The following is a 24037-nucleotide window of genomic DNA, read 5'->3' on the forward strand; positions in this document are numbered from 1 at the left end:
CTGCCACCTTCGACCACGGACGTGGCCGACGGTGTGAGCGTGACGGTGGTCGCACTGGCGTTGTCGGTGACGGTGGTATCGACGGCGCCGGTGGTCGTCAGCGCCTCGTAGTTGCCACCACTGTGCGAGCTGATGCCGACCGAGACAGTCTGGTCGCCCTGGGCGTAGGCGTCATCGGCGCGCACGGCGAATGCCGCGCTGGTGCCGCTGGATTGGCCGGCGGCGATGGTGATGGTCTGGCCGTTGCTGAGCGTCAGCACCAGCGGCGAGCCGGTGACCGGGTGGTCGACGTTGGCCGTGTAGACGATGCTGCCGCCTTCGGAGACCGAGTTGGTCGAAGCACTCAGCGTGACAGTCGTGGTGTCGACGGTATCGGCGATGGCCGTGACGGCCGGTGTCGGGTCGATCGACAGCAGGATGCCGCCGCCGCTCGTGCCCTGGATCGTCGCCGACACGCTGGTCGGGTCGACATACACGTCGTCGCTCGCGGCCATCGCCACCTGCGTGGTACCGCTCAGATGCCCGGCCTGGATCGTGATGCTCGCGCCGTTCGACAGGGTCACTGTCATGTCGCTCACCGGCGCCTGCGTCAGCGTCGCGGTGTAGGTGATGCTGCCGCCGGCCTCGGTCAGGCCCGGCGTGGCGCTCAGGCTCACGCTGGCCACGTCGTTGTCGACAATGGCGGTGGTGACGCTGTTCGCGCTGCCCACGGCCAGGCTCTCGAAGCCGCCGCCGCTCGCACCGGTCACCGTCACGGTGAAGCTCTCGGTGCCCTCGGCCAGTGCGTCGTCGATGGTCGCCAGGTTGAAGCCGGCGCTGCTGCTGCCGGCCGGGATCGTCACCGTCGCGACGCCGGTGTAGTCGCTGCCGTCGGCGGCGACGCCGCTGTAGCTCAGCGTCACGGTCACCGGCGTGGCGGCGACATGGTCCAGCGTCAGCGTGTAGCCGGCGCTCGCGCCTTCGGCGACGCTGCCCGCGCCGCTGAGCGACACCGTCGTCACGTCGGCGTCGTCGCTCACGTCCACCTGGGCCGTCGAGCTGCCGTTCACCGCCTCGAAATTGCCGCCGCTGGTGCCGGTGATGCCCACCGACACCGTCTGCGTCCCTTGCACATGCGCGTCGTCACCGCGCAGCACGAGGGCCGCGGTGCTGGCCGAGCTCTGGCCGACCGGGATGGTCACGCTCTGGCCATTGCTCAGCGTGACGCTGAAATCAGAGCCGGTCACCGCCTGGTTCAGCGTGACGGTGTAGCTGACCGCCGTGCCTTCGGCCACCGCGCCGGCCGAAGCCGTCACCGTGGCGACCGTCTGCGTGCCGTTGTCGGTGACGTCGGTGCCGACCGTGCTGCCGGTGTCCAGCGCCTCGAAATTGCCGCCGGTGTGCGAGCTGACGCCGACGTTCAGCGTCTGCGTGCCCTGCGCATAGGCATCGTCCGCGCGCACCGCGAACGGTGCCGTGCTGCCGCTGGTCTGGCCGACCGCGATCGTGATGCTCTGGCCGTTGGTCAGCGTCAGCACCAGGTCCTGTCCGCTCACCGCATGGTCCAGCTCGGCGGTGTAGACGATGCTGCCGCCTTCGGACACGGAGCTGCTCGACGCCTTCAGCGTCACCGTCGTCGCATCGGCGTCGTCGGTGACGGTGGTGCTGGCCGTACTGGCGGTGTTCAGCGCCTCGAAATTGCCGCCGGCCGTGCCGGTGACCCCGACCACCACCGATTGCGAACCCTGCGCGTCGACGTCGTCGGCACGCAGCACGACGGCCGGGCTGCTGGCACTCGACTGGCCGACCGGGATGGTGATCGTCTGGCCGTTGCTCAGCGTGATCACGAAGTCGGTGCCGGTGACGGCATGGTCGAGCGTCGCGGTGTAGTTGACGCCAGTGCCCTCGGCCACCGTGGCCGACGACGCCTTCAGCGTGACGGTCGTCAGGTCGCCGTCGTCGGTGACGGCGGTGCTGACCGTCGACGTGTGCGCCACGGCCTCGTAGTTGCCGCCGCTGGTCGCGCTGACGCCGACGTTCAGCGCCTGCGTGCCCTGGGCATAGGCATCGTCGCCGCGCACCGCGAAGGGCGCGCTGTCGGCGCTGCTCTGGCCGACCGGGATCGTGATGGTCTGGCCGTTGCTGAGCGTGACGACGAAGTCCTGGCCGGACACCGGCTGGTTCACCGACGCGGTGTAGACGATGCTGCCGCCTTCGGCCACCGATGCCGTCGACGCACTCAGCGTCACGGTGGTCGTGCTGGCGTTGTCGGTGACGGTGGTCGCCACCGTGCTGCCGGTGGCCAGGTTCTCGTAATTGGCACCGCTGTGCGACACGATGCCGACGTTCAGCGGCTGGTCGCCCTGCGCATAGGCGTCGTCCGGGCGCACCGCGAACGGCGCGCTGTTGCCACTGCTCTGGCCGACGGCGATGGTGATGCTCTGGCCGTTCGACAGCACCAGCACCAGCGGCGAGCCGGTCACCGGGTGGTCGACGCTGGCCGTGTAGACGATGCTGCCGCCTTCGGCGACGCTGGTTGCCGAGGCCTTCAGCGTGACCGTCGTCGTGTCGACGGTGTCGGCGATGGCGGTGACGGCCGCCGTCGGGTCGATGCTCAGCAGGATGCCGCCGCCGCTCGTGCCCTGGATGGTGGCGCTGACGCTGGTCGGGTCGACGTAGACGTCGTCGCCGGGCGCCACGGCCACCGTGGCGGTGCCGCTCAGCTGACCGGCCGCGATCGTGATGACCGCGCCGTTCGACAGCGTCACGCTCAAGTCGCTCACCGGCGCCTGGGTCAGCGTGGCGGTGTAGACGATGTTGCCGCCGGCCTCGGTGAGGCCGGACGTGGCCGACAGGCTCAGCGTCGCGCTGTCGTTGTCGACGATGCCGGTGGTGACGCTGCCGTTGGCGGCGCTGACGACCAGGCTCTCGAACCCGCCCCCGGTGGCCGAGGCCACGCTGACGGTGAAGTGCTCGCTGCCTTCGGCCACGGCGTCGTCCAGCGTCGGGATGCTGAAGGTCGCGCTGCTGCTGCCGGCGGGAATGGTGACGGTGGCGATGCCGGTGTAGTCGCTGCCGTCGGCAGCCGTGCCGCTGTAGCTCAGCGTGACGGTGACCGGGCCTTGCGCCGGGCTGGTCAGCGACAGCGTGTAGCCGGCGCTCGCGCCTTCGGTGACGCTGCCGCTGCCCGTGATGCTCAGCGTCGTCGTGTCGACCGAATCGGTGACCGTCGTCGTCGCGGCGGCGGCGCTGGGCGCCAGCTGCTCGAAGTTGCCGCCGACGGCGCTGGCGATGGTGGTCGAGACCGTGCCGCCGTTGACATAGACGTCGTTCGCCGCGGTCGCGTGCGAGACCGAGCCGCTGAACTGGCCGGCGGCGATGGTGATGGTGTCCCCGTTCGACAGCGTCACCAGCACCGGTGCCTGCGCCACGGCGCCGAGCGTCGCGGTGTAGACGATGCTGCCGCCCTCGACCACCGACGGCGTGGCCGCCAGCACGACCGTCGTCGCGTCGACGCTGTCGGTCAGCGTGGTGCTGGCCGCCGTCGGGTCGACGCTGAGGTTCTCGAAGTTGCCGCCGCTCGCGTTCGCGATGGTCGCGCTGATGGTGCCGCCGCTCAGGTAGACGTCGTTGGCCGGTGCGGCGTGGGTGACGCTGCCGGTGGTGGCGCCGGCGGCGATGGTGATGACGTCGCCGTTCGACAGGTTGACGGTGAGCGGCGTCTGCGCCGCCTGCGTCAGCGTCGCGGTGTAGGTGATGCTGCCGCCTTCGGTCACGCTGCCGCTGGCCGACAGGCTCAGCGTGGTGGTGTCGGCGCTGTCGGTGATGCTGGTCGAACGCGGCGTCGTGTCGACGTCCAGCTGTTCGAAGTTGCCGCCGGTGGCGCCGGTGATCGAGGCCGAGACCGGCGCGTGGCCGGCATAGGCGTCGTCGGCCGGGGCGGCGATGCTGACGCTGCCGGTGGTGGCACCGGCGGCGATGGTGATCGTCGCGCCGTTCGACAGCCTGAGGCTGACCGGCGTCTGCGCTGCCGCGCCGAGCGTCGCGGTGTAGGTGATGCTGCCGCCTTCGACGGCGCTGGCCGGCGCCGACAGCGTCAGCGTGGTGGCATCGATGCTGTCGCCGATGGCGGTCTGCGCCGGCGTCGAATCGATCGCCAGGTTCTCGAACTTGCCACCGGTCGCGCCGGTGATGGTGGCGCTGACGGTGCCGGCGTCGGTGTAGACGTCGTCGGCCGGGGCCGGGTGGCTCACCGAGCCGCTTTGTGCGCCGGCCAGGATGGTGATCGTGGCGCCGTTCGACAGCGTGACGGTCACGTCGGCCTGCGCCACCGCGGTGAGTTGCGCGGTGTAGGTGATGTTGCCGCCCTCGACCGCGCTGGCCGATGCGACCAGCCGGACGGTGGTGGTGTCGACGCTGTCGGTGACGAGGGTCTGAGCGGCCGTCGGGTCGACGGCCAGCTGCTCGAAGTTGCCGCCGCTGGCGTTGGCGATGGACACCGACACCGTGCTGCTGCCGGTGTACACGTCGTTCGCGGGCGCGGCATGGCTCACGCTGCCGGTGGTGGCACCGGCGGCGATGGTGATCACGTCGCCGTTGGACAGGTTGACCGTGACGGGGCCCTGGGCCGCGGCGGTCAGCGTCGCGGTGTAGGTGATGCTGCCGCCTTCGGTCGCGTTGGGCGTGGCCGCGAGCGACACGGTGGTCGTGTCGATGCTGTCGTTGACGGCGGTGACGGCCGGCGTTGCGTCGATGGTGATCGGGATGCCGCCGCCGGTGGCGCCCTGGATGCTCGCGCTGACGCTGCCCGGGTCGACGTAGACGTCGTCGCTGGCCGGCAGCGCGACGCTGGTGCTGCCACTCAGGTGGCCGGCCTGCACGGTGATGACCGCGCCGTTGCTCAGCGTGACGCTCAGGTCGGTGGTGGGCGCCTGGCTCAGCGTCGCGGTGTAGACGATGCTGCCGCCGGCTTCCGTCAGCGCGGGCGTGGCGGACAGGCTCAGCGTCGCGGTGTCGGCGTCGACAATGCCGGTGTTCACGCTGCCGCTGCCGGCGCTGATCGCCAGGTTCTCGAAGTTGCCGCCGGTGGCGCCGGCGATGCTGACGGTGAACTGCTCCGGCCCCTCGGCCGTGCCGTCGGTCAGCGCGGCGACGCTGAAGGTCGCGCTGCTGCTGCCGGCGGGGATCGTCACCGTGGTGACGCCGGTGAAGTCGCTGCCGTCGGCGGCGGTGCCGCTGTAGCTCAGCGTCACGGTGACGGCGGTCTGCGCCGGGCTGGTCAGCGACAGCGTGTAGCTCGCGGCCGCGCCCTCGTTGACGGTGTTGCTGCCGGTGATGCTGACGGTGGTGGTGTCGATCGAATCGGCGACGCTGGTCGTGGCCGGCGCCGGGTTCAGCGCGAGGTTCTCGAACTGGCCGCCGCTGGCGCTGCTGATCGTCGTGGAGACGGTGTTGGCGTTGGTGTAGACGTCGTCGGCGCCGGTGGCGTGCGCGACCGAGCCGCTGCTGGCGCCGGCGGCGATCGTGATCACGTCGCCATTCGACAGCGTCACGGTGACCGGCGTCAGCGCCGGTGCGCCGAGGCTGGCGGTGTAGACGATGCTGCCGCCCTCGACCACCGACGGCGAGGCCGTCAGCGTGACGGTGGTGGTGTCGACCGTGTCGGACACGGCGGTGGTGGCCGCGGCCGGGTTGACCGTCAGCTGCTCGAAGCCGCCGCCGGTGGCGCCGTTGATCGTCGCCGAGACGCTGCCGGCGTCGGCATAGACGCTGTCGGCCGGCGCTGCGTGCGCGACCGAGCCGCTGCTGGCGCCGGCGGCGATGGTGATGGTGGCGCCGTTCGACAGCGTGACCGTCACGTCGGTGGCGGCCGGTGCGCCGAGGGTGGCGGTGTAGACGATGCTGCCGCCTTCGGCCACCGCTGGCGTCGCGCTCAGCGAGACGGTGGTGGCGTCGGCATCGTCGGTGACCGAGGTCGACGGGCTGCCGACCGGCGTCAGCGACTCGTAGCCGCCGCCGCTGCTGCCGGCGATGGTGGCCGTGACGGTCTGCGGGCCTTGGGCCAGCACGTCGTCGGCGCGCACCGCGAATGGTGCGCTGCTGGCGCTGCTCTGGCCGACCGGGATCGTGATGGTCTGGCCGTTGTCCAACGTCAGCACCAGCGGCGTGCCGCTGACCGGGCTGCTGACGGTGGCGGTGTAGACGATGCTGCCGCCTTCGGTGACGCTGGCCGCCGACGCGCTCAGCACCACGGTGCTGTGGCTGCCGTTGTCCGTGACGCTGGTGCTGACCGGGGCCGCAGGCGCGAGGCCTTCGAAGTTGCCGCCGCTGGTGGACGCGACGCCCACCGTCAGCGTCTGCGTGCCTTGCGCGTAGGCGTCGTCGCCGCGCACCACGAAGGGCGCGCTGCTGGCGCTGCTCTGGCCGACCGGGATCGTGATGGTCTGGCCGTTGTCCAGCGTGATGACCAGCGGCGAGCCGGTCACCGGGTTGTTCAGCGTCGCGGTGTAGACGATGCTGCCGCCTTCGGCCAGCGTGGTGGCCGACGGGCTCAGCGTGAGGCTGGTGGCATCGGCGTCGTCGACCACCGTGCTGCTGGTGCTTGCGTTCGGGTCGAGCGACGCGAAGTCGCCGCCGCTCGCCTGGGTGACGCTGACGGCGACCGTCTGCGGACCTTGCGCATAGGCGTCGTCGGCGCGCACCGGTACTGGGGCGCTGCTGCCGCTGGTCTGCCCGACCGGGATCGTGATGGTGCTGCCATTGCTCAGCGTGATCACCAGCGGGCTGCCGGCGACCGGGTTGTTCAGCGTCGCGGTGTAGCTGAGGCTGCCGCCTTCGGTCACCGTGGCCGCCGACGCGGTCAGGGTGATGGTCGTGCCTTCGGGCGTCACCGTGACCGGCACGCTGACCGGCGCCGAGGTGCCGCCTTCGTTGTCGGTGACGGTGAAGCCGATGTCGGTCGAGCCGTGGTAGTTCGGATCCGGGCGGAACACCAGGTTGGCCGCGTCTGCCGCCGAAATGGGCGTGCCGGCGCTGACCGGGGTCGTGCCGTCGGGCAGGTACAGCGTGCCGTGCTGCGGCAGCGTGGTGACGGTGACGCTGGTCACGCTGCCGTCGATGTCGCTGCCGCCCAGGTGGACGGCGATCGCGGTGTCTTCGAGGCCCGAACCGGCCGGGACGCTGGTGGCAACCGGCAGGTCGTTGACCGGCGTGACCGAGATCGCGACGCTGGCCGGCGCCGAGACGGCGCCGCTGTTGTCGGTGACGGTGAAGCTGACGCCGGCATTGCCGTTGAAATCGGCGGCCGGCTTGAACAGCAGCCCGGCGGCATCGGCGGCGCTCAGCGTCTGGCCGGCGGTGACGACGGTGACGCCGTCGGCCAGCAGCAGGCTGGCGCCGGCCGGGATCGAGACGATCGTGACCGAGACCACGTTGCCGTCGGCATCGCTGCCACGCAGCGGCAGCGGCAGCGTGCTGTCTTCGAGGCCGCTGGCATTGCCGGCGATGGCCGACGGTGCGGTGTTCTGTGGCGCCGGCGGCGGGCCGGCCGGGGTCGGGGCCGGGGCCTGGGCCGGGGTGGCGGCAACGCCGTCGCCGGTCGGCGTGGTGGGCACGATCGGGGTCGTTGCGGGCGCCGGCGCGGCGGTGTCGGCGAGTTCGAGCGAGGCCGGCGTGATGTCTTCAGCGATGCGGTCGACGCGCAGGCCCGGGGTCAGGCCGCCACCGCCACCGCCGGTCAGGCCGGCCGCCGGGGCCGTCAGTGCATCGGGCTGGTTCAACTCGGCGATCACCCGATCGATGTCGGTGTCGGCCGGCGCGGGAACCTTCGGTGCCGCGGCCATCGTCGGCGCGTCGAGGTCTTCCAGCCGCACGATGCCGTCCTGCGTCGTCAGCACCACATCGCCCCTGTTCACCACGTCGCCGATCTGCAGCGCACGGACGTGGCCGTCGGGCGTGCGGATCAGGGCTGCACCCCACAGTGCAGACACCTTGCCGTGTTGGGTTTGGACGATGGTGGGCATGGGATTTCCTCGGACACAAAACTGGCCAGAACTTACCAGTCAGGATATCCAGAAACCCAGCGCTTATGTACAAACCTACTGCCGTGGTTCGTGACCTGAATCACCGAAACCGGCCCTTCGTGGGGCAATAAGCGAGATCGGTTTGGCCCGGCTCAAAGGGTTTCGGACGTGTTCGAAACTCCCGGCTGATCGGGTTTTCGACCTGCCGGAAGGGAACTTGAGAAATGAATGTCCGGCCGTTTGTTACGCAAGACCGGCGCCGGTGGATGCACTGCGAGCCCGAACCGTGGGGCAGCTGCCTAGCGTTCGCGCAGCGCGTTCGCCTTGATCTTCAGCACCGGCTTCAGCACGTAGGCGAGCACGGTCTTCTGGCCGGTCAGCACGTTCACCTCGGCCGTCATGCCGGGGATGATCGGCATCTTCTCGCTGAAGTTGGAGCGCGTGGTGCGCACCCGCACCAGGTAGAACGCGTTGCCGCGCTCGTCGGTGATGGTGTCGGGGCTGATGTTCTCGACCTGCGCGTCCAGGCCGCCGTAGATCGAGAAATCGTAGGCGGTGAACTTGACGGTGGCGGGCTGGCCCGGGCGGATGAACGCGATGTCCTTCGGCGCCATGCGCGCCTCGAGCACCAGGTTGTCGTCCAGCGGCACGATCTCGACGATGTCCTTGCCCGGCTGCACGACGCCACCCACCGTGTTGGCCAGCAGCCGCTGCACCCGGCCGCGCACCGGCGACTTGACCTGCGATTTCGCGACCTTGTCGGTCAGCGCGACCGCGCCTTCGTTCAGCGCATTCAGCTTGCCGGCCACCTCGGCCAGTTCCTTGCGCGCCTCGTTGCGAAAGCCGATCTCGGTCTCCTGGCTCTTGCGCTCGGCCTCGCCGATGGCGGCCTGCACCCGCGCGATCTGCGCCGCCGACTGCTCCGATTCGCCGCGCGAGCGCGCCACCTCGCGCTCCAGCCGCAGGATGTCGACCTCCGACACCGCGCCGCTGGCCAGCAGCGGGCGGGTCTTGTTGAGTTCCTGCTGACCGAGCTCGAGCCCGCGGTCGGCCGAGGCCTTGCGGGCGCGCATCTCGGTCAGCTCCTGCTGGCGCTGCTGCAACTGCTGGCGGTTGATCGACAGCAGCGTCTCCAGTTCGGAGCGCTTGGCCTCATACAGCTGCCGCTCGCCGAGCAGGATGCGCTGCTCGTCCGGATCGGCCGAGGTCGGCGGCGTGAACACCGAGCCGTCAGCCAGCGCCTGCAGCCGCGCCTGGCGGGCCTTCAGCGCCAGGCCGGTGGCGTTGCTCTCGCGCACGCCCGACGTGGCGCGCGTCTCGTCGATCTTCAGCAGCAGCTGGCCGGCCTCGACCACCTCGCCTTCGCGCACCAGGATCTCCGACACCACGCCGCCGTCGAGCGACTGCACCACCTGCAGCTGGCGCGACGGGATCACCTTGCCGTCGCCCTTGGTCACCTCGTCGACGTGGGCGAGCGCGGCCCAGACGACCAGCAGCACGACGATCAGCAGCGCCGCGCGCACGATGGATTGCGCATGGTGCGTGGCGCTGCGCGACATCACCTGGTCGGCCTCGGCCTCGAAGCTGCGGAAACCGGCGTCCGCGGCGTCGTCGCGCGTGGCCACCGGGCCGAGCAGGCGCCGGGTGATCGGGTCGAGCAGCACGCGGATGCACTCCAGCACCCACATCACGGCCAGGCCGGTCTTGATCAGCACGCGGTTCAGGCCGCCTTCCTGGCGCGCGCTCATTGGAGTACCTTCGTGCTGCGCACTGCGGTATTCGCCCTTGGGGCGGCCCGGCGTGCTCATGCGGCCCTCGCGATGCGCCCGCTCTGCAGCGCTTCCATGATGCGGTCGCGCGGCCCGTCGGCGACGATCTTGCCGCCGTCGATCACGATCACGCGCGTCACCATCGCGAGCAGCGAGGTGCGGTGCGTCACCAGCACCACCGTCTTGTTCTGCGCGAAGTTGCCGATGTTGTGCGTGATCTGCGCCTCGGTCGAGAAATCCATCGCGCTGGTCGGTTCGTCGAGCAGCAGGATCGGTGCGTTGTGCAGCACCGCGCGCGCCAGGCCGATGCCCTGGCGCTGCCCGCCGGACAGCGATTCGCCGCGCTCGCCGACCGTCATGTCGAAGCCGCGCGGGTGGCGGTCGATGAAGCCGCTCATGCCGGCCAGCTCGGCGGCCGCGACGATGGCCGAGTCGTCGGCATACGGCAGCCCGAAGGTGATGTTGTCGCGCAGGCTGCCGTAGAACAGCGTCACGTCCTGCGACACGTAGCCCAGGTTGCGGCGCACGTCGGCCGGGTCGAGCTGGCGCAGGTCGATGCCGTCGAGCAGCACCGCGCCGTCGTTCGGCTGGTACAGCCCCATGATCAGCCGCTCGATCGTCGATTTGCCCGAGCCCACCCGCCCGATCAGCGCGACCCGCTCGCCGGCCTGGATCTTGAAGCTGATGCCGTCCAGCGCGGCATCCTGCCGGCCGGGGTAGTTGAACCTGACGTTGCGGAACTCGATGTCGCCGCGCAGCTGCGCGCGCTGCACGAAGTTCTCGCCCGGCGGCCGCTCGACCGGCCGCTCCATGATCTTGTCGAGCGACTCCATCGCGGTGCGCGCGCCCTGGTACTGCATCAGCAGGCCGACGATCTGCCCGGCCGGCTGCAGCGCGCGCGACGCGAGCATCGACGACGCCACCAGCGCACCCATCGTCAGCTCGCGCTGGCTGATCAGGTAGACGCCGACGATCACGATCGCGACCGTGACGCCCTGCGACAGCCAGTTGGTGCCGTAGTTGGCGGTCGACGACAGCGCCCGCATGCGCACGTTGGTGACCGCGAGGAAGGCGTTGGCGCGTTCCCACTTGGCCTGCACGACGCTTTCGGCGCCGAGCGACTTGATGGTCTCGATGCCGGTCAGGCTCTCGATCAGCGTCGCGTTGCGTTGCGCCGAGGCCTGGTAGGTGGTCTGCGACAGCTCGTGCAGCCGGTGCTGCAGCACGTAGCCGATCACCAGGATCAACGTGAAGGCCGCGACCACCGGCACCGCGAGCCACGGCGAGATCCACGCCAGCACCACGACGAACAGCAGCGCGAACGGCAGGTCGATCAGCGCGGTGACGGTGCCCGACGCGATGAAGTCGCGCACCTGCTCGAAGCCGCGCAGGTTCGACGCGAACGAGCCGACCGATTCGGGCCGGTTCTCGAGCCGCATGCCGAGCACCTTCTCCATCAGCGTGGCGGAGATCTGCACGTCGATGCGCGCGCTGGCCTCGTCGACGAAGTGGCTGCGCAGCAAGCGCATGAACAGGTCGCCGCACATGATCAGCACGACGCCGATGGACAGCGCCCACAGCGTCTCGACCGCGTTGTTCGGCACCACCCGGTCGTAGACGTTCATCGAGAACAGCGGGAACACCAGCGCGAACACGTTGACCAGCAGCGCCGCCCACAGCACGTCGCGGTAGACGATGCGCTGCTCGAGCACCGCGCCCCAGAACCAGTGCCGCTGGCGCACCGCGCGCACTTCGGGCGTGCGGGCATCGAAGCGGAAATGCGGGCGCACGAACAGCACCACGCCGGTGTAGCGCTGCTGCAGCTCGGCGACCGGCAGCACGATCGAGCCCTGGCCGGTTTCGGGCAGCAGCACGCGGGCCACCTTGCCGGCCTTGCCGCCGTTTTCGATGCGCAGCAGCACGCAGGCCTGGTTGTCCTTCAGGATCAGGATGGCCGGCAGTGCGGCGGCGTCGATGCGCGGCAACGCGAGGCGCTGCAGCTTGGTCGCCATGCCGGCACGCGCCGCGGCCCGTTCGGTCAGCTCGATGGTCAGCCGGCCCTTGCCGCTGGCACCGAGCGGCAGCCCGGCCGACAACGAGGCGCGTGAGGCCGCCTGGCCGTTCAGCCGGCAGATCTCGACCAGGCAGTCGAGCAGCGGATCGGGATGGATCAGGTCCTCGCGCAAGCGCAGCGGCGCGGCCTCCGCCGGTTTGTCGGAGGGGGCGTGGGCAGCAGCGGAGGGCAGGGGGCGAGGGTCGGTCATCGATGTCGCGGTTACTGCTGGATTCGAACGGCGACGCGGCGCGCCGTCAATCGATATCGGCCATATGAAAGCCGAATTGACCCCGGCGTCGATCGTCGAAGAAGCGCCTCAGGGTTTCCCTCACCGTGGGGAACGCGAGCTCGTCCCACGGCACGTCTTCTTCGCGGAACAGGCGCGCCTCGATCGTCTCGGGACCGGGCGCGAAATCGGTGTCGAGCAGGCGGGCGCGGTAGAAGAAGTGGACCTGCCCGACGCGCACCACGTTCAGCAGCGTGAACAGCGCCTGCATCTCGATGCGTGCGCCGGCCTCTTCGTCGGTTTCGCGCAGCGCGCCGGCGGCGGTGGTCTCGCCGAGTTCCATGAAACCGGCCGGCAGCGTCCAGAAGCCGTGGCGCGGCTCGATGTTGCGGCGGCACAGCAGCACCTGGTCCTGCCACACCGGCAGCGTGCCGACGACGTTCAGCGGGTTCTCGTAATGGATCGCCCCGCAGGCGCCGCAGGTGGCGCGCTCGCGGTTGTCGTCCGGCGGCACGCTGTAGGTGACGGCCGACCCGCAGTCCTTGCAGTGCTTGAAGCTTTGCGCTTTGAACATCCACCGAGTTTAGCCGTGAGGTTTCACACCTCATGGCATCATCCCGGCATCCCCCCAACTGACTCTCTGCGGAGTGCTTTCCATGAGCCACGTCGTGCCGGTTCCGGCCACCCCATCCGTGCCCGTCGTCGGCGCCCGACCCGGCGACACCTTCCCGGTGCGCCGCATCTACTGCGTCGGCCGCAACTACGTCGACCATGCGATCGAGATGGGCCACAGCGGCCGCGAGGCGCCGTTCTTCTTCATGAAGCCCGCCGACGCGGTGCTGCCGGTGGCCGAGGGCACGCTGGGGCAGATGCACTACCCGAGCGTCACGAAGGACCTGCACCACGAAGTCGAGCTGGTGGTGGCCATCGGCAAGGGCGGGCGCAACATCCCGGCCGCGCAGGCACTCGACCATGTGTACGGCTACGCGGTCGGGCTCGACATGACGCGCCGCGACCTGCAGGGCGAGGCCAAGAAGCAGGGCCGCCCGTGGTGCAGCGGCAAGGGCTTCGACGAATCGGCGCCGATCGGCCCGGTGCGGCCGGCCGCGCAATGCCATGTGGGCGCCGCGACGCGCATCGAGCTGAAGGTCAACGAGAGCGTGCGCCAGCACAGCGTGATCGGCAAGCTGATCTGGAGCATCCCCGAGATCATCGAGCAGCTGTCCGCGCTGTGGGAGCTGGCACCGGGCGACCTGGTCTTCACCGGCACACCCGAGGGCGTGGCCGCGGTCGTCGCCGGCGACACGCTGAGCGCGCAGGTCGACGGCGTCGGCGGCCTGCAGGTCCGGCTGGTCGCGCGCTGATGGTGGTCCGTTGAAAGGCGCCCGCGGCATGCAGCTCTACAGCTATTTCCGGTCGTCGGCCTCGTTTCGCGTGCGCGTCGCGCTCGCGCTGAAGGGGCTGGACTACGACTACGTGCCGGTGCACCTGGTCAAGAACGAGCAGACGCAACCGGACTTCGCCGCGCTGTCGCCCGGCCGGCTGGTGCCGGTGCTGAAGGACGACGGCGCGCTGCTGTCGCAGTCGCTCGCGATCATCGAGTACCTCGACGAGACCCATCCGCAGCCGCCGCTGCTGCCCGCCGATCCGCTCGGCCGGGCCCGCGTGCGCGCGCTCGCGATGGACGTGGCCTGCGAGATCCACCCGCTGAACAACCTGCGCGTGCTGCGCTACCTGCTGCACGACCTGGGCGTCAGCGAGGACGACAAGAACCGCTGGTACCGCCACTGGTGCGAGACCGGCCTCGAGACGGTGGAGCGCCAGCTCGCGAGCCAGCCCGAGACCGGCCGCTTCTGCCACGGCGACAAGCCGACGCTGGCCGACATCACGCTGGTGCCGCAGATCTTCAACGCGCAGCGCCTGAACTGCCGGCTCGACCACGTGCCGACGGTGATGCGCGTGTTCGACGAATGCATGCGGCTCGACGCGTTCAGCGGCGCGCAGCCGTCGGCCTGCCCGGACGCCACCTGATGGCCGCGTCGAACACCATTGCGCTGCAGGACGCGCTGCACCCCGACTGGGCACTGGCCCACGTGGGCGCGCTGATGAGCACCCGCCGCGGCGGGCTCAGCGCACCGCCATGGGACAGCCTGAACCTCGGCATCGCGGTCGGCGACGACCCGGAGGCGGTCGACGCGAACCGGGCCCGCTTCGCGGCGGCCACCGGCGCAGTGCCGGTCTTCATGAAGCAGGTGCATGGCACGAGGGTGCTGCGGCTGGTGCGGGCGTCGGTGAACGCGCCGCTCGAAGAGGCCGATGCCGCGATCACCACCGAGCGCGGCCTGGCCTGCACGGTGCAAGTGGCCGACTGCCTGCCGGTGCTGCTGGCGACGACCGGCGCGCCGGCCGTGCAGGCGGTGGGGGCGGCACATGCCGGCTGGCGCGGTCTGGCCGGCGGCGTGCTCGATAACACGGTGGCCGCGATGTGCCAGGCGGCGGGCTGCGAACCCGCGGCGCTGGTGGCCTGGCTCGGGCCCTGCATCGGCCCCGGGCGATTCGAGGTCGGGCCCGACGTGGTGCAGGCGTTCGGCGACGACCCGCAGCAGGCCGATCCCGCGCTGTTCCGCAGCCACGCGGCCGGCAAGTGGATGGCCAACCTGCCGGAGCTCGCGCGCCGCCGGCTGGCGGGCCTCGGCGTGACGCAGGTCAATGGCGGCGCCTGGTGCACCGCCGATGATGCGTCACGGTTCTTTTCGTTCCGGCGCGACCGCATCACCGGCCGGATGGCCGCCGCCGTCTGGCTGCGCTGATGCCGCCGCCGCGTCGGCCTGCCGTCGCGCGCGCCGGCGCGACGGCGTCCCCAGCAGGTACAGCACGATGGACAACGGCAGCACGCCATACAGCAGCAGCGTGAAGACCGCGCCGAGCACGGTGCCTTGCGAGCTGGTCGCTTCGGCGATGCTCATCATGACAACCACGTACATCCAGGCAATCGCGACGAGGTACATTTTTGAGGCCGCCCGGCGGCTGATGGCGAAGCATCGAGTGTGACCCGAAACCGAACCCGTCGAACGACACCACGGAGGCCCGCACGAGGCCGGCAAGGAGACCTGTGAAGAAACCAGCAGCGGTGCCCGACGCGGTGGCCAACGAGCATGCCGATGCCTTCGGCGCGACGATCGGCGATGTCTTCAAGTCGATGAGCGGGTTGAGCGTGCCGCTGCCGCAGCTCAGCGCGCTGCAGGCCGACTACATGGCCCAGGCGAGTGCGCTGTGGAACCAGAGCGTTGCTGCCGCGCCGTCGAACGGCGCCGCGCACCAACCCGAGCCGCTCGGCGATCGCCGCTTCAGCAGCCCGGCCTGGGCCGACAACCCGATGGCGTCGTTCACCGCGCGCATGTACCTGCTGAACGCCCGCACGCTGACGGCGCTGGCCGACAGCGTGCAGGGCGACGAGAAGACGCGCGAGCGCATCCGCTTCGCGGTGCAGCAGTACGTGGCCGCGGCTTCGCCCAGCAACTACCTGCCGCTCAACCCCGAGGCGCTGCAGCTCGCGCTGAAGACGCAGGGCGAGAGCATCCTGCACGGCGTGCAGCACCTGGTGCAGGACCTGCAGCAGGGCCACGTCTCGCAGACCGACGAGAGCGTGTTCGAGGTCGGCCGCAACGTCGCGACCACCGAGGGCAGCGTGGTGTTCGAGAACGAACTCTTCCAGTTGCTCGAGTACAAGCCGCTGACGAAGACCGTGTTCGAGCGGCCGCTGCTGATGGTGCCGCCGTGCATCAACAAGTACTACATCCTCGACCTGCAGCCGGAGAACTCGCTGATCCGCCATGCGGTCGCGCAAGGGCACCGGGTGTTCGTCGTCAGCTGGCGCAATGCCGATGCGAGCCTGTCGCACCTCGGCTGGGACGACTACATCGAAGACGCCGCGATCCGCGCGATCGAGGTGGTGCAGGAGATCACCGGCGCAGGAAAGGAAAACGGCAGTTTGAACACGCTCGGCTTCTGCGTCGGCGGCACCATCCTCGCCACCGCGCTGGCGGTGCTGGCCGCGCGCGGCAGCAAGCCGGCGGCGAGCATCACGCTGCTCACCACCTTCCTCGATTTCAGCAACACCGGCGTGCTCGACCTGTTCGTCGACGAGGCCATGGTGCAGCTGCGCGAGATGACGCTCGGCCCGGCCAGCCCGAACGGCGGCGGGCTGCTGAAGGGGCAGGAGCTCGCCTCCACCTTCAGCGCGCTGCGCCCGAACGACCTGCTGTGGAACTACGTCGTCGGCAACTACCTGAAGGGCGAGACGCCGCCGCCGTTCGACCTGTTGTACTGGAACAGCGACAGCACCAACCTGCCGGGGCCGATGTACTGCTGGTACCTGCGCAACACCTACCTCGAGAACAACCTGGTGAAACCGGGCCGCCTCACCGTGTGCGGCGAGAAGCTCGACCTGAACCGGGTCGACGCGCCGACCTACGTCTACGGCTCGCGCGAGGACCACATCGTGCCGTGGGACGCGGCCTGGCGGAACACCCAGGTGCTGAAGAAGGCGAAGACGCGCTTCGTGCTGGGCGCGTCGGGCCACATCGCCGGCGTCATCAACCCGCCGGCCAAGAAGAAGCGCAGCCACTGGATCGGCCCCGCCCAGGCATCGCAGCCGGCCAGCGCCGAGGCCTGGTTGGCGACCGCGAAGGAGCACCCCGGCAGCTGGTGGACCGACTGGGACGCCTGGCTGGCGGGCCATGCCGGCAGGCAGGTGCCGGCCCCGAAAAACCCTGGCAGCCGCAGGCACAAACCGATCGAGCCGGCGCCGGGGCGCTATGTGAAGCAAAAGGCCTGACGTCGAACGCCGCCCGCGCTTGACCGCGGCCCCGCACGGCACCACATTCCGACCAACATCCGTCAACTGGAGACTTTCATGTCCGACATCGTCATCGTCGCCGCCACCCGCACCGCCGTCGGCAAGTTCGGTGGCTCCCTCGCCAAGACGCCGGCTCCCGAGCTGGGCGCGTCCGTCATCGCCGAACTGCTGAAGCGCGCGAAGCTCAGCGGCGACCAGGTCAACGAGGTCATCCTCGGGCAGGTGCTCACCGCCGGTTCGGGCCAGAACCCGGCGCGCCAGGCCGTCATCAAGGCCGGGTTGCCGCAGGCGGTGCCGGCGCTGACCATCAACGCGGTCTGCGGCTCCGGCCTGAAGGCGGTGATGCTGGCGGCCCAGGCCATCCGCGACGGCGATTCCGAGATCGTGATCGCCGGCGGCCAGGAGAGCATGAGCCTCGCACCGCACGTGCTGCCGAACTCGCGCGAAGGCCAGCGCATGGGCGACTGGAAACTGGTCGACTCGATGATCACCGACGGCCTGTGGGATGTGTACAACCAGTACCACATGGGCATCACCGCCGAGAACGTCGCGAAGAAGTTCGGCGTGAGCCGCGAGGCGCAGGATGCGCTGGCGCTGGCCTCGCAGCAGAAGGCGGCCGCCGCGCAGGATGCCGGTCGCTTCAAGGACGAGATCGTGCCGTTCAGCATCGCGCAGAAGAAGGGCGATCCGATCGTCTTCGCGGCCGATGAATTCATCAACCGCAAGACCAACGCCGAAGCGCTTGCAGGGCTGCGCCCGGCCTTCGACAAGGCCGGCGGCGTGACGGCCGGCAATGCCTCGGGCCTGAACGACGGCGCGGCCGGCGTGGTCGTGATGAGCGCGAAGAAGGCCGACCAGCTCGGCCTGACGCCGCTCGCGCGCATCAAGAGCTATGCGACGGTGGCGCTCGACCCGGCGCTGATGGGGATCGGGCCGGTGCCGGCGTCGCAGAAGGCGCTGCAGCGCGCCGGCTGGAAACCGGGCGAGCTCGACCTGCTCGAGATCAACGAAGCCTTCGCGGCCCAGGCCTGCGCGGTCAACACCGAGATGGGCTGGGATGTCAGCAAGGTGAACGTCAACGGCGGCGCGATCGCGATCGGGCACCCGATCGGTGCATCCGGCTGCCGCATCCTGGTGACCCTGCTGCACGAGATGCAGCGCCGCAATGCGAAGAAGGGCATCGCCAGCCTGTGCATCGGCGGTGGCATGGGTGTTGCCTTGACGGTCGAGCGCTGAGCGCACGCCGGGCGTGAACATTAAGCCAGGGTGAGCCCAGGGCGAACCCCGGTTGACGCGGCACCCCGGCACGACGACGCTCGGGTGTCTGCATACCATTTCAGGAGAGAAAAGAATGACTCAGAAGATCGCCTACGTCACCGGCGGCATGGGCGGCATCGGCACCACGATGTGCCAGCGCCTGCACAAGGACGGCTTCCTCGTCGTCGCAGGCTGCGGCCCGAGCCGGGATTTCACGAAATGGCTGACCGAGCAGAAGTCGCTCGGCTTCACCTTCCACGCGTCGGTCGGCAATGTCGGCGACTGGGATTCCACGGTGTCGGCGTTCCAGAAGACCAAGGCCGAGTTCGGCTCGATCGACGTGCTGGTCAACAACGCCGGCATCACGCGTGACGGCATGTTCCGCAAGATGAGTCGCGCCGACTGGGATGCGGTGATCGAGACCAACCTGACCAGCCTGTTCAACGTCACCAAGCAGGTGATCGACGACATGCTCGAAAAGGGCTGGGGCCGCATCATCAACATCAGCTCGGTCAACGGCGAGAAGGGCCAGTTCGGCCAGACCAACTACTCCGCGGCGAAGGCCGGCATGCACGGCTTCACGATGGCGCTGGCGCAGGAAGTGGCCAGCAAGGGCGTGACGGTCAACACCGTGTCGCCGGGCTACATCGCGACCGACATGGTCAAGTCGATCCGCCAGGACGTGCTCGACAAGATCGTCGCCGGCATCCCGGTCAAGCGCCTGGGCACGCCGGACGACATCGCGTCCATCGTGTCGTGGGTGGCCTCCGACGAATCCGGCTTCGCGACCGGCGCCGACTTCTCGGTCAACGGCGGGCTGCACATGGGCTGACGCCCGCGCGCTCCACCGTTCGCTGTTCCCCGCAGCCCCGGTCGCCAGCACGCTGGCGGCCGGGGCTGTTTTCATGGTGCCTGCAACGATGTTCGCGAGGTACACCTGCACTTTCTTGCACCACGCTGAGCCAGCTCGGCATGGGCCATCGATTTCCCAGATGGCGCTATCGACAGAGGATATGGCCCGGCCCGCGAAAGCTCACTAGCATTCGCACCCATTCGCACCCATTCGCCACGCGCCGCCGGATTCACCCATCCGCAGGCGGCGGGGAACCCGGCCCATCGGCCTGCACGATTTCCCCGCAATTGAGACGCAAGCTGGCGCCCCGCCGCGATCGTCGCGCCGTTGCCGTCCTGCCGTCATTTCGTCGCTGCTGTTCTCGTCGCTGTTGTTTCGGCGCTGTTGTTCCCTTGCTGTCCTCCCCCGGTCCCGTCAGCGTGCAGAGCCCCCGCATGGAGCACTCCCAGCCCCCCGCCCACTCCCTCCCCGAGCCCGTGCTCGACCCGTCCGACGACAGCCGGCCGGGTTCTCGCCGACTCGAGTTGACGGCGCGCCGCCAGTCCGGATCGCAGGCCGTCGTCCAGGCGCTGGTCGACCGCGACGTGACGATGTTCTTCCTGTGCAGCGGCGGGGCCTTGATCGCTCCGCTGTGCGAGGCGCTCGGTGCGCGCGCCGGCGTGCGCGTCGTGCGCCTGTCGCAGGAGCGGGCCGCCGTGCACGCCGCCGAGGGTTACGCGAAGGCGACCGGGCAGATGGCCGCGGTGCTGGTGTCGGGCGGGCCCGGCGTGGCGGCGGCCGTCGCGGGGCTGATGAGCTCGATGGCCGACTCGGTGCCGGTGTTGTGCCTTGCCGGGCAGGTGGATTCGGCGCTGATCGGCACCGATGCGTTCCGCGAGTGCGATGCCCTGGGCATCACCCGCTCGGTGACCAAGTGGAGCCGGCGCATCGACCTGGCGCACGACGCGGCCGACATCGTCGACCGCGCGGTGCAGATCGCGCGCAACGGACGCTGCGGACCGGTGCTGCTCGAGGTGCCGATCGACGTGCAGCGCACCCAGGTGCCGGTGCGGCGGCCGGCAGCCGGGGGCGCGGCGGCGATGGCCGCGCGCAGCGGCTCGCGCGCGGGCCAGGTGCCCCGTTCGCCGCCCGACCGACGGCTCGTGCACTCGGTCGCGCAGATCCGCGCCGCCCGCCGGCCGGTGCTGTACGCCGGCGGCGGCGTGATCCGCTCCGGTGTCGCCGCCAGCGAGGCGCTGGCCGCATTCGCGCAGGTGGCCGACCTGCCGTGCGTGCTGACGATGTCGGCGCTCGGCGCGCTGCCGTCGGCCGATCGCCGCTGCCTGGGCTGTCTCGGCGAACAGGGCAGCCCGGTCGCGAACCTGGCACTGCGGAACGCCGACCTGGTGATCTGCGTCGGCACGCGCCTCGACGAGCGGTCGTGGCCGCGCGGCGAGAGCCTGCCCGGCGCGTTGATCCATGTCGACATCGACCCGACCAGCATCAACAAGATCTGCCCGGCCGCCACGCCGCTGGTCGGCGATTGCGCCGAGGTGCTGAAGGGGCTCGGGCAGCATTGGCTGCAGGCCCCCGGGTTTGGCGCCGCGACCGACGACGGTGCCGCCGCCCGGCTGCAGCCGTGGTGGCAGGCGATCGACGGCTGGCGCCACGAGGCCACGCCGGCCGACGCGCCGCAGCCCCGGGCGCCGATCGCCGACCAGGTGCTGCGCGCGCTGCGCGAGCCGCTGGCGTCGCTCGACGCCGTCGTGACCGTCGACGACGGCCTGGCGCAGGGGGCCGGTGCACGCCACCTGCAGCACCGCTTGCCGGGCCGCTGGCTGGTGTCGGCAGGTGTCGGCATGCCGGGCTTCGCGCTGCCCGCGGCGGTCGGCGTGCTGGCGGCGCAACCGCGGCGGCCGGTGGTGTGCCTGAGCGATGCGAACGCGCTGCTGCCGACGCTGCATGAACTGCAGTCCGTCTACGACCACGGCTGGCCGTTGAAGCTGATCGTGTTCCCGCCGCCGGTGGCCGACCTGCGTCGCAGTGCCGCGGCCTGTGCGGCGTCGCCGTCGGTGATGATCCAGCGCCCGGACATCGCGGCCGTCGCGCGCGCCTTCGGCTGGCGCATCCACCGGCTGAAGTCGGCCGCCGCGATCGAGCGGGCGATTGCCGAATGCCTCGCCAGCGATGAACCGTACCTGCTGCAGGTCGACCTGTCGCTCGCGGACCCGTTGCGGTTCGAGCCCGTGGACGGACCGGCGGTCGAGCCGGTCGCCGGACCCGCGGTCGACCCAGCGGTCGAACCGGCGGTCGAACAGGGACGGACCCGGCCCGCCCTGGCGCGCGAGCGCTGAACCCGCGACCGCGCGGCATGCGGCGCGGGTGGACGCCCCCCAGGAGGACGAGAAAATCGAGTTGAGACAGCTTCGCTACTTCGTGCGCATCGTCGACATGGGCAGCCTGTCCCGCGCGGCCGGTGTGCTGCACGTTGCGCAATCCGCATTGAGCCACCAGGTGGCCGCCCTGGAGGACGAGTTCAAGAGCCTGCTGCTCAACCGCAGCTCGCGCGGCGTGTCGCCGACCGAATGCGGACTGCACCTGTACCGCTATGCGCAGGCGATCCTGAAGCATGCCGACGATGCGCACGACGCGGTCACCAGCTGTTCGACCGAGCCGACTGGGCACGTCGGCATCGGCATGCCGCTGTGCATGGTCGCGCCGCTCGGCCTGCCGATCTTCAACGAGGTCCGCACGCGCTATCCGGCGATCCGGTTGCAGGTCTACGAGGAGCTGAGCGGCACGGTGCTCGAATGGGTCAAGAGCGGCCGCCTGATGCTCGGCATCGCGTTCGACGACGGCAACCTCGAAGGGCTGGACATGGTGCGCGTGATGGAGGAGCGGCTGTTCCTGGTCGTCAACCCCAAGTCGCAGCTGGCGCGGCGCAAGGTGATCACGTTGCGCGAACTGCAGGGCATCGAGCTGGTGCTGCCGGGGCTGGAGCAGGGCGTGCGCCACCGCGTCGAGCGGGTGATGATGCGCGAGGGCCTGTCGCCGCCGACCGTCATCGCCGAGATGAACTCGCTGACGCTGCTCAAGCAGGCGGTCGCGACCGACATCGCCGCGACCGTGCTGTCGTGGCCCAGCATCGAGCTCGAGGTGCTGCAGAGGAAGCTCGCGGTGATCGAGATCACGCGGCCGTCGATCACGCGCACGGTGTCGGTGTGCGCGACCACCGTCGTCAAGCAGACGCGTGCCGCCGAATGCGTGCTGGCGGCCTCCACCACGGCGATCCGCCATGCGGTGCGCAATGCGTCGTGGCGCGGCGTGCGCCTGTTGAGCGTCGGTGCATGACCCGTGCGGCTGCAAGAAATTGCAGTTGCGCGGCGCCGGTCGGTGGCCGTGATCGCTGCAGCAGATGGCGCGTTCTCGAAAAGCTATGGCAATGCCGGCGCGCTCGCGGCGATTCGTCGCTAGTCTTCCCACCTCGCCGAGCGCCGGCCAACAGGCGCCGTGTTCACCATCGTCTCAGAGAGGACCACATGATCGATCTTGCGACTGCTGCCGCCGCCTTTGCGGCCCCTCCCGCGACCGTCCTGACGGGGGCGCCGATCGCGCTGCTCGACGCGTTGCGACACCGCTTCGGCCTGCGTTTCAAGCTCGGCCGCTCGATGCGCGAGCAGCATGGCTGCGAGGCGTCGCCGTCCGACACGACGGCGCCCGACGGCGTGGTCTTCGCCCACACGACCGAGGAGGTCGCCGAGATCGTCCGGCTGTGCGCGATGCACCGGGTCGCGGTGACCGCCTTCGGCATGTTCTCGTCGCTCGAGCGGCATGTGCTCGGCCATGTGGGCGGCATCTCGATCGACCTGTCCGAGATGGACGAGGTGATGACCATCAATGCGCAGGACCTGACCGCGACGGTGCAGGCCGGCGTCACCCGCGAGCAGCTGAATGCCGAGGTGAAGGACACCGGGCTGTTCTTCCCGATCGACCCCGGCTCGAAGGCCTCGCTCGGCGGGATGGCCGCGACGCGCGCCGGCGGCACGAGCGCGGTGCGTTACGGCACGATGCGCGAGAACGTGCTGGCGCTCACGGTCGTCACCGCCGAAGGCCGGATCATCCGCACCGCGCGCCGGGCCAAGAAGTCGTCGGCCGGCTACGACCTGACGCGCATCTTCGTCGGCAGCGAGGGCACGCTGGGCATCATCACCGAAGTGACGGTGCGGCTGTACCCGCGGCCCGAGGCGATCGCGACGGCGGTGTGCACCTTCTCCGATGTGCGCAGCGCGGTCGACACGGTGATCCAGACCATCCAGACCGGCGTGCCGCTGGCCCGTGCCGAGTTCATGGATGCGCTGGCCCTGCGCGCCGTCAACCTGCACGCCGACACGCTGTTCACCGAGCGGCCGACACTGTTCCTGGAGTTCCACGGCACGCCGGCCGGCGTGGCCGAGCAGGCCGAGATCGTGCGGGACATCGCGCGCGAGCATGGTGGCGACGATTACGACTGGGCCGACCAGCCGGAAGACCGCACGCGCCTGTGGAATGCCCGCCACACCGCCTTCAGCGCCTGCGAGCTGCTGCGGCCGGGCTGGCGCACGTTCACGACCGATGCCTGCGTGCCTTTGTCGCGGCTCGCGCAGTGCATCGAGGAGACCATCGAGGACACGCGGCGGTCATCCCTGCTGTGCCCGCTGTTCGGTCATGTGGGCGACGGGCACCTGCTGTGCCTGATCATTGCCGACCCCGACAACCCGGCCGAGATGGCCGAGGCCGAGCGCCTGAACCAGCGGATGATGAGCCGGGCGCTGCGCATGGAAGGCACCTGCACGGCCGAGCACGGCATCGGTGCGCAGAAGGTGGTGCTGCTGACCGAGGAGTTCGATGCCAACGCGGTGCACCTGATGCGCCAGCTGAAGCGGGCGTGGGATCCTCTGAACATCCTCAACCCCGGCAAGGTGATCGCCGTTCCCGAGTGAATCTCGATCTCGGTTGCGCGATTGTCGCGAGCAAAGGCGCGGGCGGGGGGTGTGGGGCGC

General features: G+C 70.0%; 13 protein-coding genes and 1 pseudogene. 9 read left to right on the forward strand and 5 right to left on the reverse strand.

Annotated elements, in window-relative coordinates:
• Positions 1-74 precede the first annotated feature (74 nt).
• The 4 genes and pseudogenes from ASC98_RS04935 to ASC98_RS04950 form a co-directional block, all read right to left on the reverse strand.
• Positions 75-8000, reverse strand: a pseudogene (locus ASC98_RS04935) (immunoglobulin-like domain-containing protein); the annotation flags it as partial.
• 299 nt (positions 8001-8299) lie between these two features.
• Positions 8300-9748 carry an HlyD family type I secretion periplasmic adaptor subunit gene (locus ASC98_RS04940; RefSeq protein ID WP_235581177.1) on the reverse strand — a complete coding sequence of 483 codons (1449 nt, stop codon included), beginning with the start codon at positions 9746-9748 and terminating at the stop codon, positions 8300-8302.
• A 56-nt stretch (positions 9749-9804) separates the two neighbouring features.
• Positions 9805-12033 (reverse strand): type I secretion system permease/ATPase, encoded by a 2229-nt coding sequence (locus ASC98_RS04945; RefSeq protein ID WP_056808331.1) that lies wholly within the window; start codon positions 12031-12033, stop codon positions 9805-9807.
• A 46-nt stretch (positions 12034-12079) separates the two neighbouring features.
• Positions 12080-12625, reverse strand: coding sequence for an NUDIX hydrolase (locus tag ASC98_RS04950; RefSeq protein ID WP_056808333.1), 546 nt, complete (start codon positions 12623-12625; stop codon positions 12080-12082).
• Between the two features lie 82 nt (positions 12626-12707).
• Here ASC98_RS04950 and ASC98_RS04955 point away from each other — a divergent pair, with 82 nt between their 5' ends.
• From ASC98_RS04955 to pgeF, 3 genes are read left to right on the forward strand one after another with little or no spacing between them, the layout of a single operon-like run.
• Positions 12708-13415, forward strand: a complete 708-nt coding sequence (locus ASC98_RS04955) for a fumarylacetoacetate hydrolase family protein (protein WP_056808336.1) — start codon at positions 12708-12710, stop codon at positions 13413-13415.
• A gap of 28 nt (positions 13416-13443) precedes the next feature.
• The gene (maiA, locus tag ASC98_RS04960) at positions 13444-14082 is read left to right on the forward strand and encodes a maleylacetoacetate isomerase (protein WP_056808338.1); all 639 of its coding nucleotides are present in this window, start codon (positions 13444-13446) and stop codon (positions 14080-14082) included.
• Positions 14082-14861, forward strand: coding sequence for a peptidoglycan editing factor PgeF (gene pgeF / locus ASC98_RS04965; RefSeq protein WP_056809175.1), 780 nt, complete (start codon positions 14082-14084; stop codon positions 14859-14861). The genes maiA and pgeF overlap by 1 nt, the downstream gene beginning before the upstream one ends.
• Here the strand turns inward: pgeF and ASC98_RS04970 are convergent.
• Positions 14793-15059 (reverse strand): hypothetical protein, encoded by a 267-nt coding sequence (locus ASC98_RS04970; RefSeq protein WP_056808340.1) that lies wholly within the window; start codon positions 15057-15059, stop codon positions 14793-14795. The genes pgeF and ASC98_RS04970 overlap by 69 nt on opposite strands.
• 191 nt (positions 15060-15250) lie before the next feature.
• On the opposite strand from ASC98_RS04970, the gene phaC reads away from it, so the two are divergent.
• The 6 genes from phaC to ASC98_RS05000 all read left to right on the forward strand — a co-directional run bounded on the left by phaC (position 15251) and on the right by ASC98_RS05000 (position 23977).
• On the forward strand, positions 15251-16888 hold the full coding sequence (gene phaC / locus ASC98_RS04975; protein ID WP_082541882.1) for a class I poly(R)-hydroxyalkanoic acid synthase: 1638 nt from the start codon (positions 15251-15253) through the stop codon (positions 16886-16888).
• Positions 16889-16966: 78 nt separating this feature from the next.
• Positions 16967-18145, forward strand: coding sequence for an acetyl-CoA C-acetyltransferase (locus ASC98_RS04980; RefSeq protein ID WP_056808344.1), 1179 nt, complete (start codon positions 16967-16969; stop codon positions 18143-18145).
• Positions 18146-18260: 115 nt separating this feature from the next.
• Entirely contained in the window at positions 18261-18998 is a 738-nt protein-coding gene (gene phbB / locus ASC98_RS04985; protein ID WP_056808346.1) for an acetoacetyl-CoA reductase, read from the forward strand.
• Positions 18999-19495: 497 nt separating this feature from the next.
• Positions 19496-21352 (forward strand): thiamine pyrophosphate-binding protein, encoded by a 1857-nt coding sequence (locus ASC98_RS04990; protein ID WP_162249265.1) that lies wholly within the window; start codon positions 19496-19498, stop codon positions 21350-21352.
• Positions 21353-21413: 61 nt separating this feature from the next.
• Positions 21414-22349: a LysR substrate-binding domain-containing protein gene (locus tag ASC98_RS04995; RefSeq protein WP_056808349.1), complete on the forward strand. Its 936-nt coding sequence runs from the start codon at positions 21414-21416 to the stop codon at positions 22347-22349.
• Between the two features lie 188 nt (positions 22350-22537).
• Entirely contained in the window at positions 22538-23977 is a 1440-nt protein-coding gene (locus tag ASC98_RS05000) for an FAD-binding oxidoreductase (protein WP_082541879.1), read from the forward strand.
• The last annotated feature ends 60 nt before the right edge of the window (positions 23978-24037 follow it).

Source organism: Rhizobacter sp. Root1238 (assembly GCF_001425825.1).
Classification (GTDB): domain Bacteria; phylum Pseudomonadota; class Gammaproteobacteria; order Burkholderiales; family Burkholderiaceae_C; genus Rhizobacter.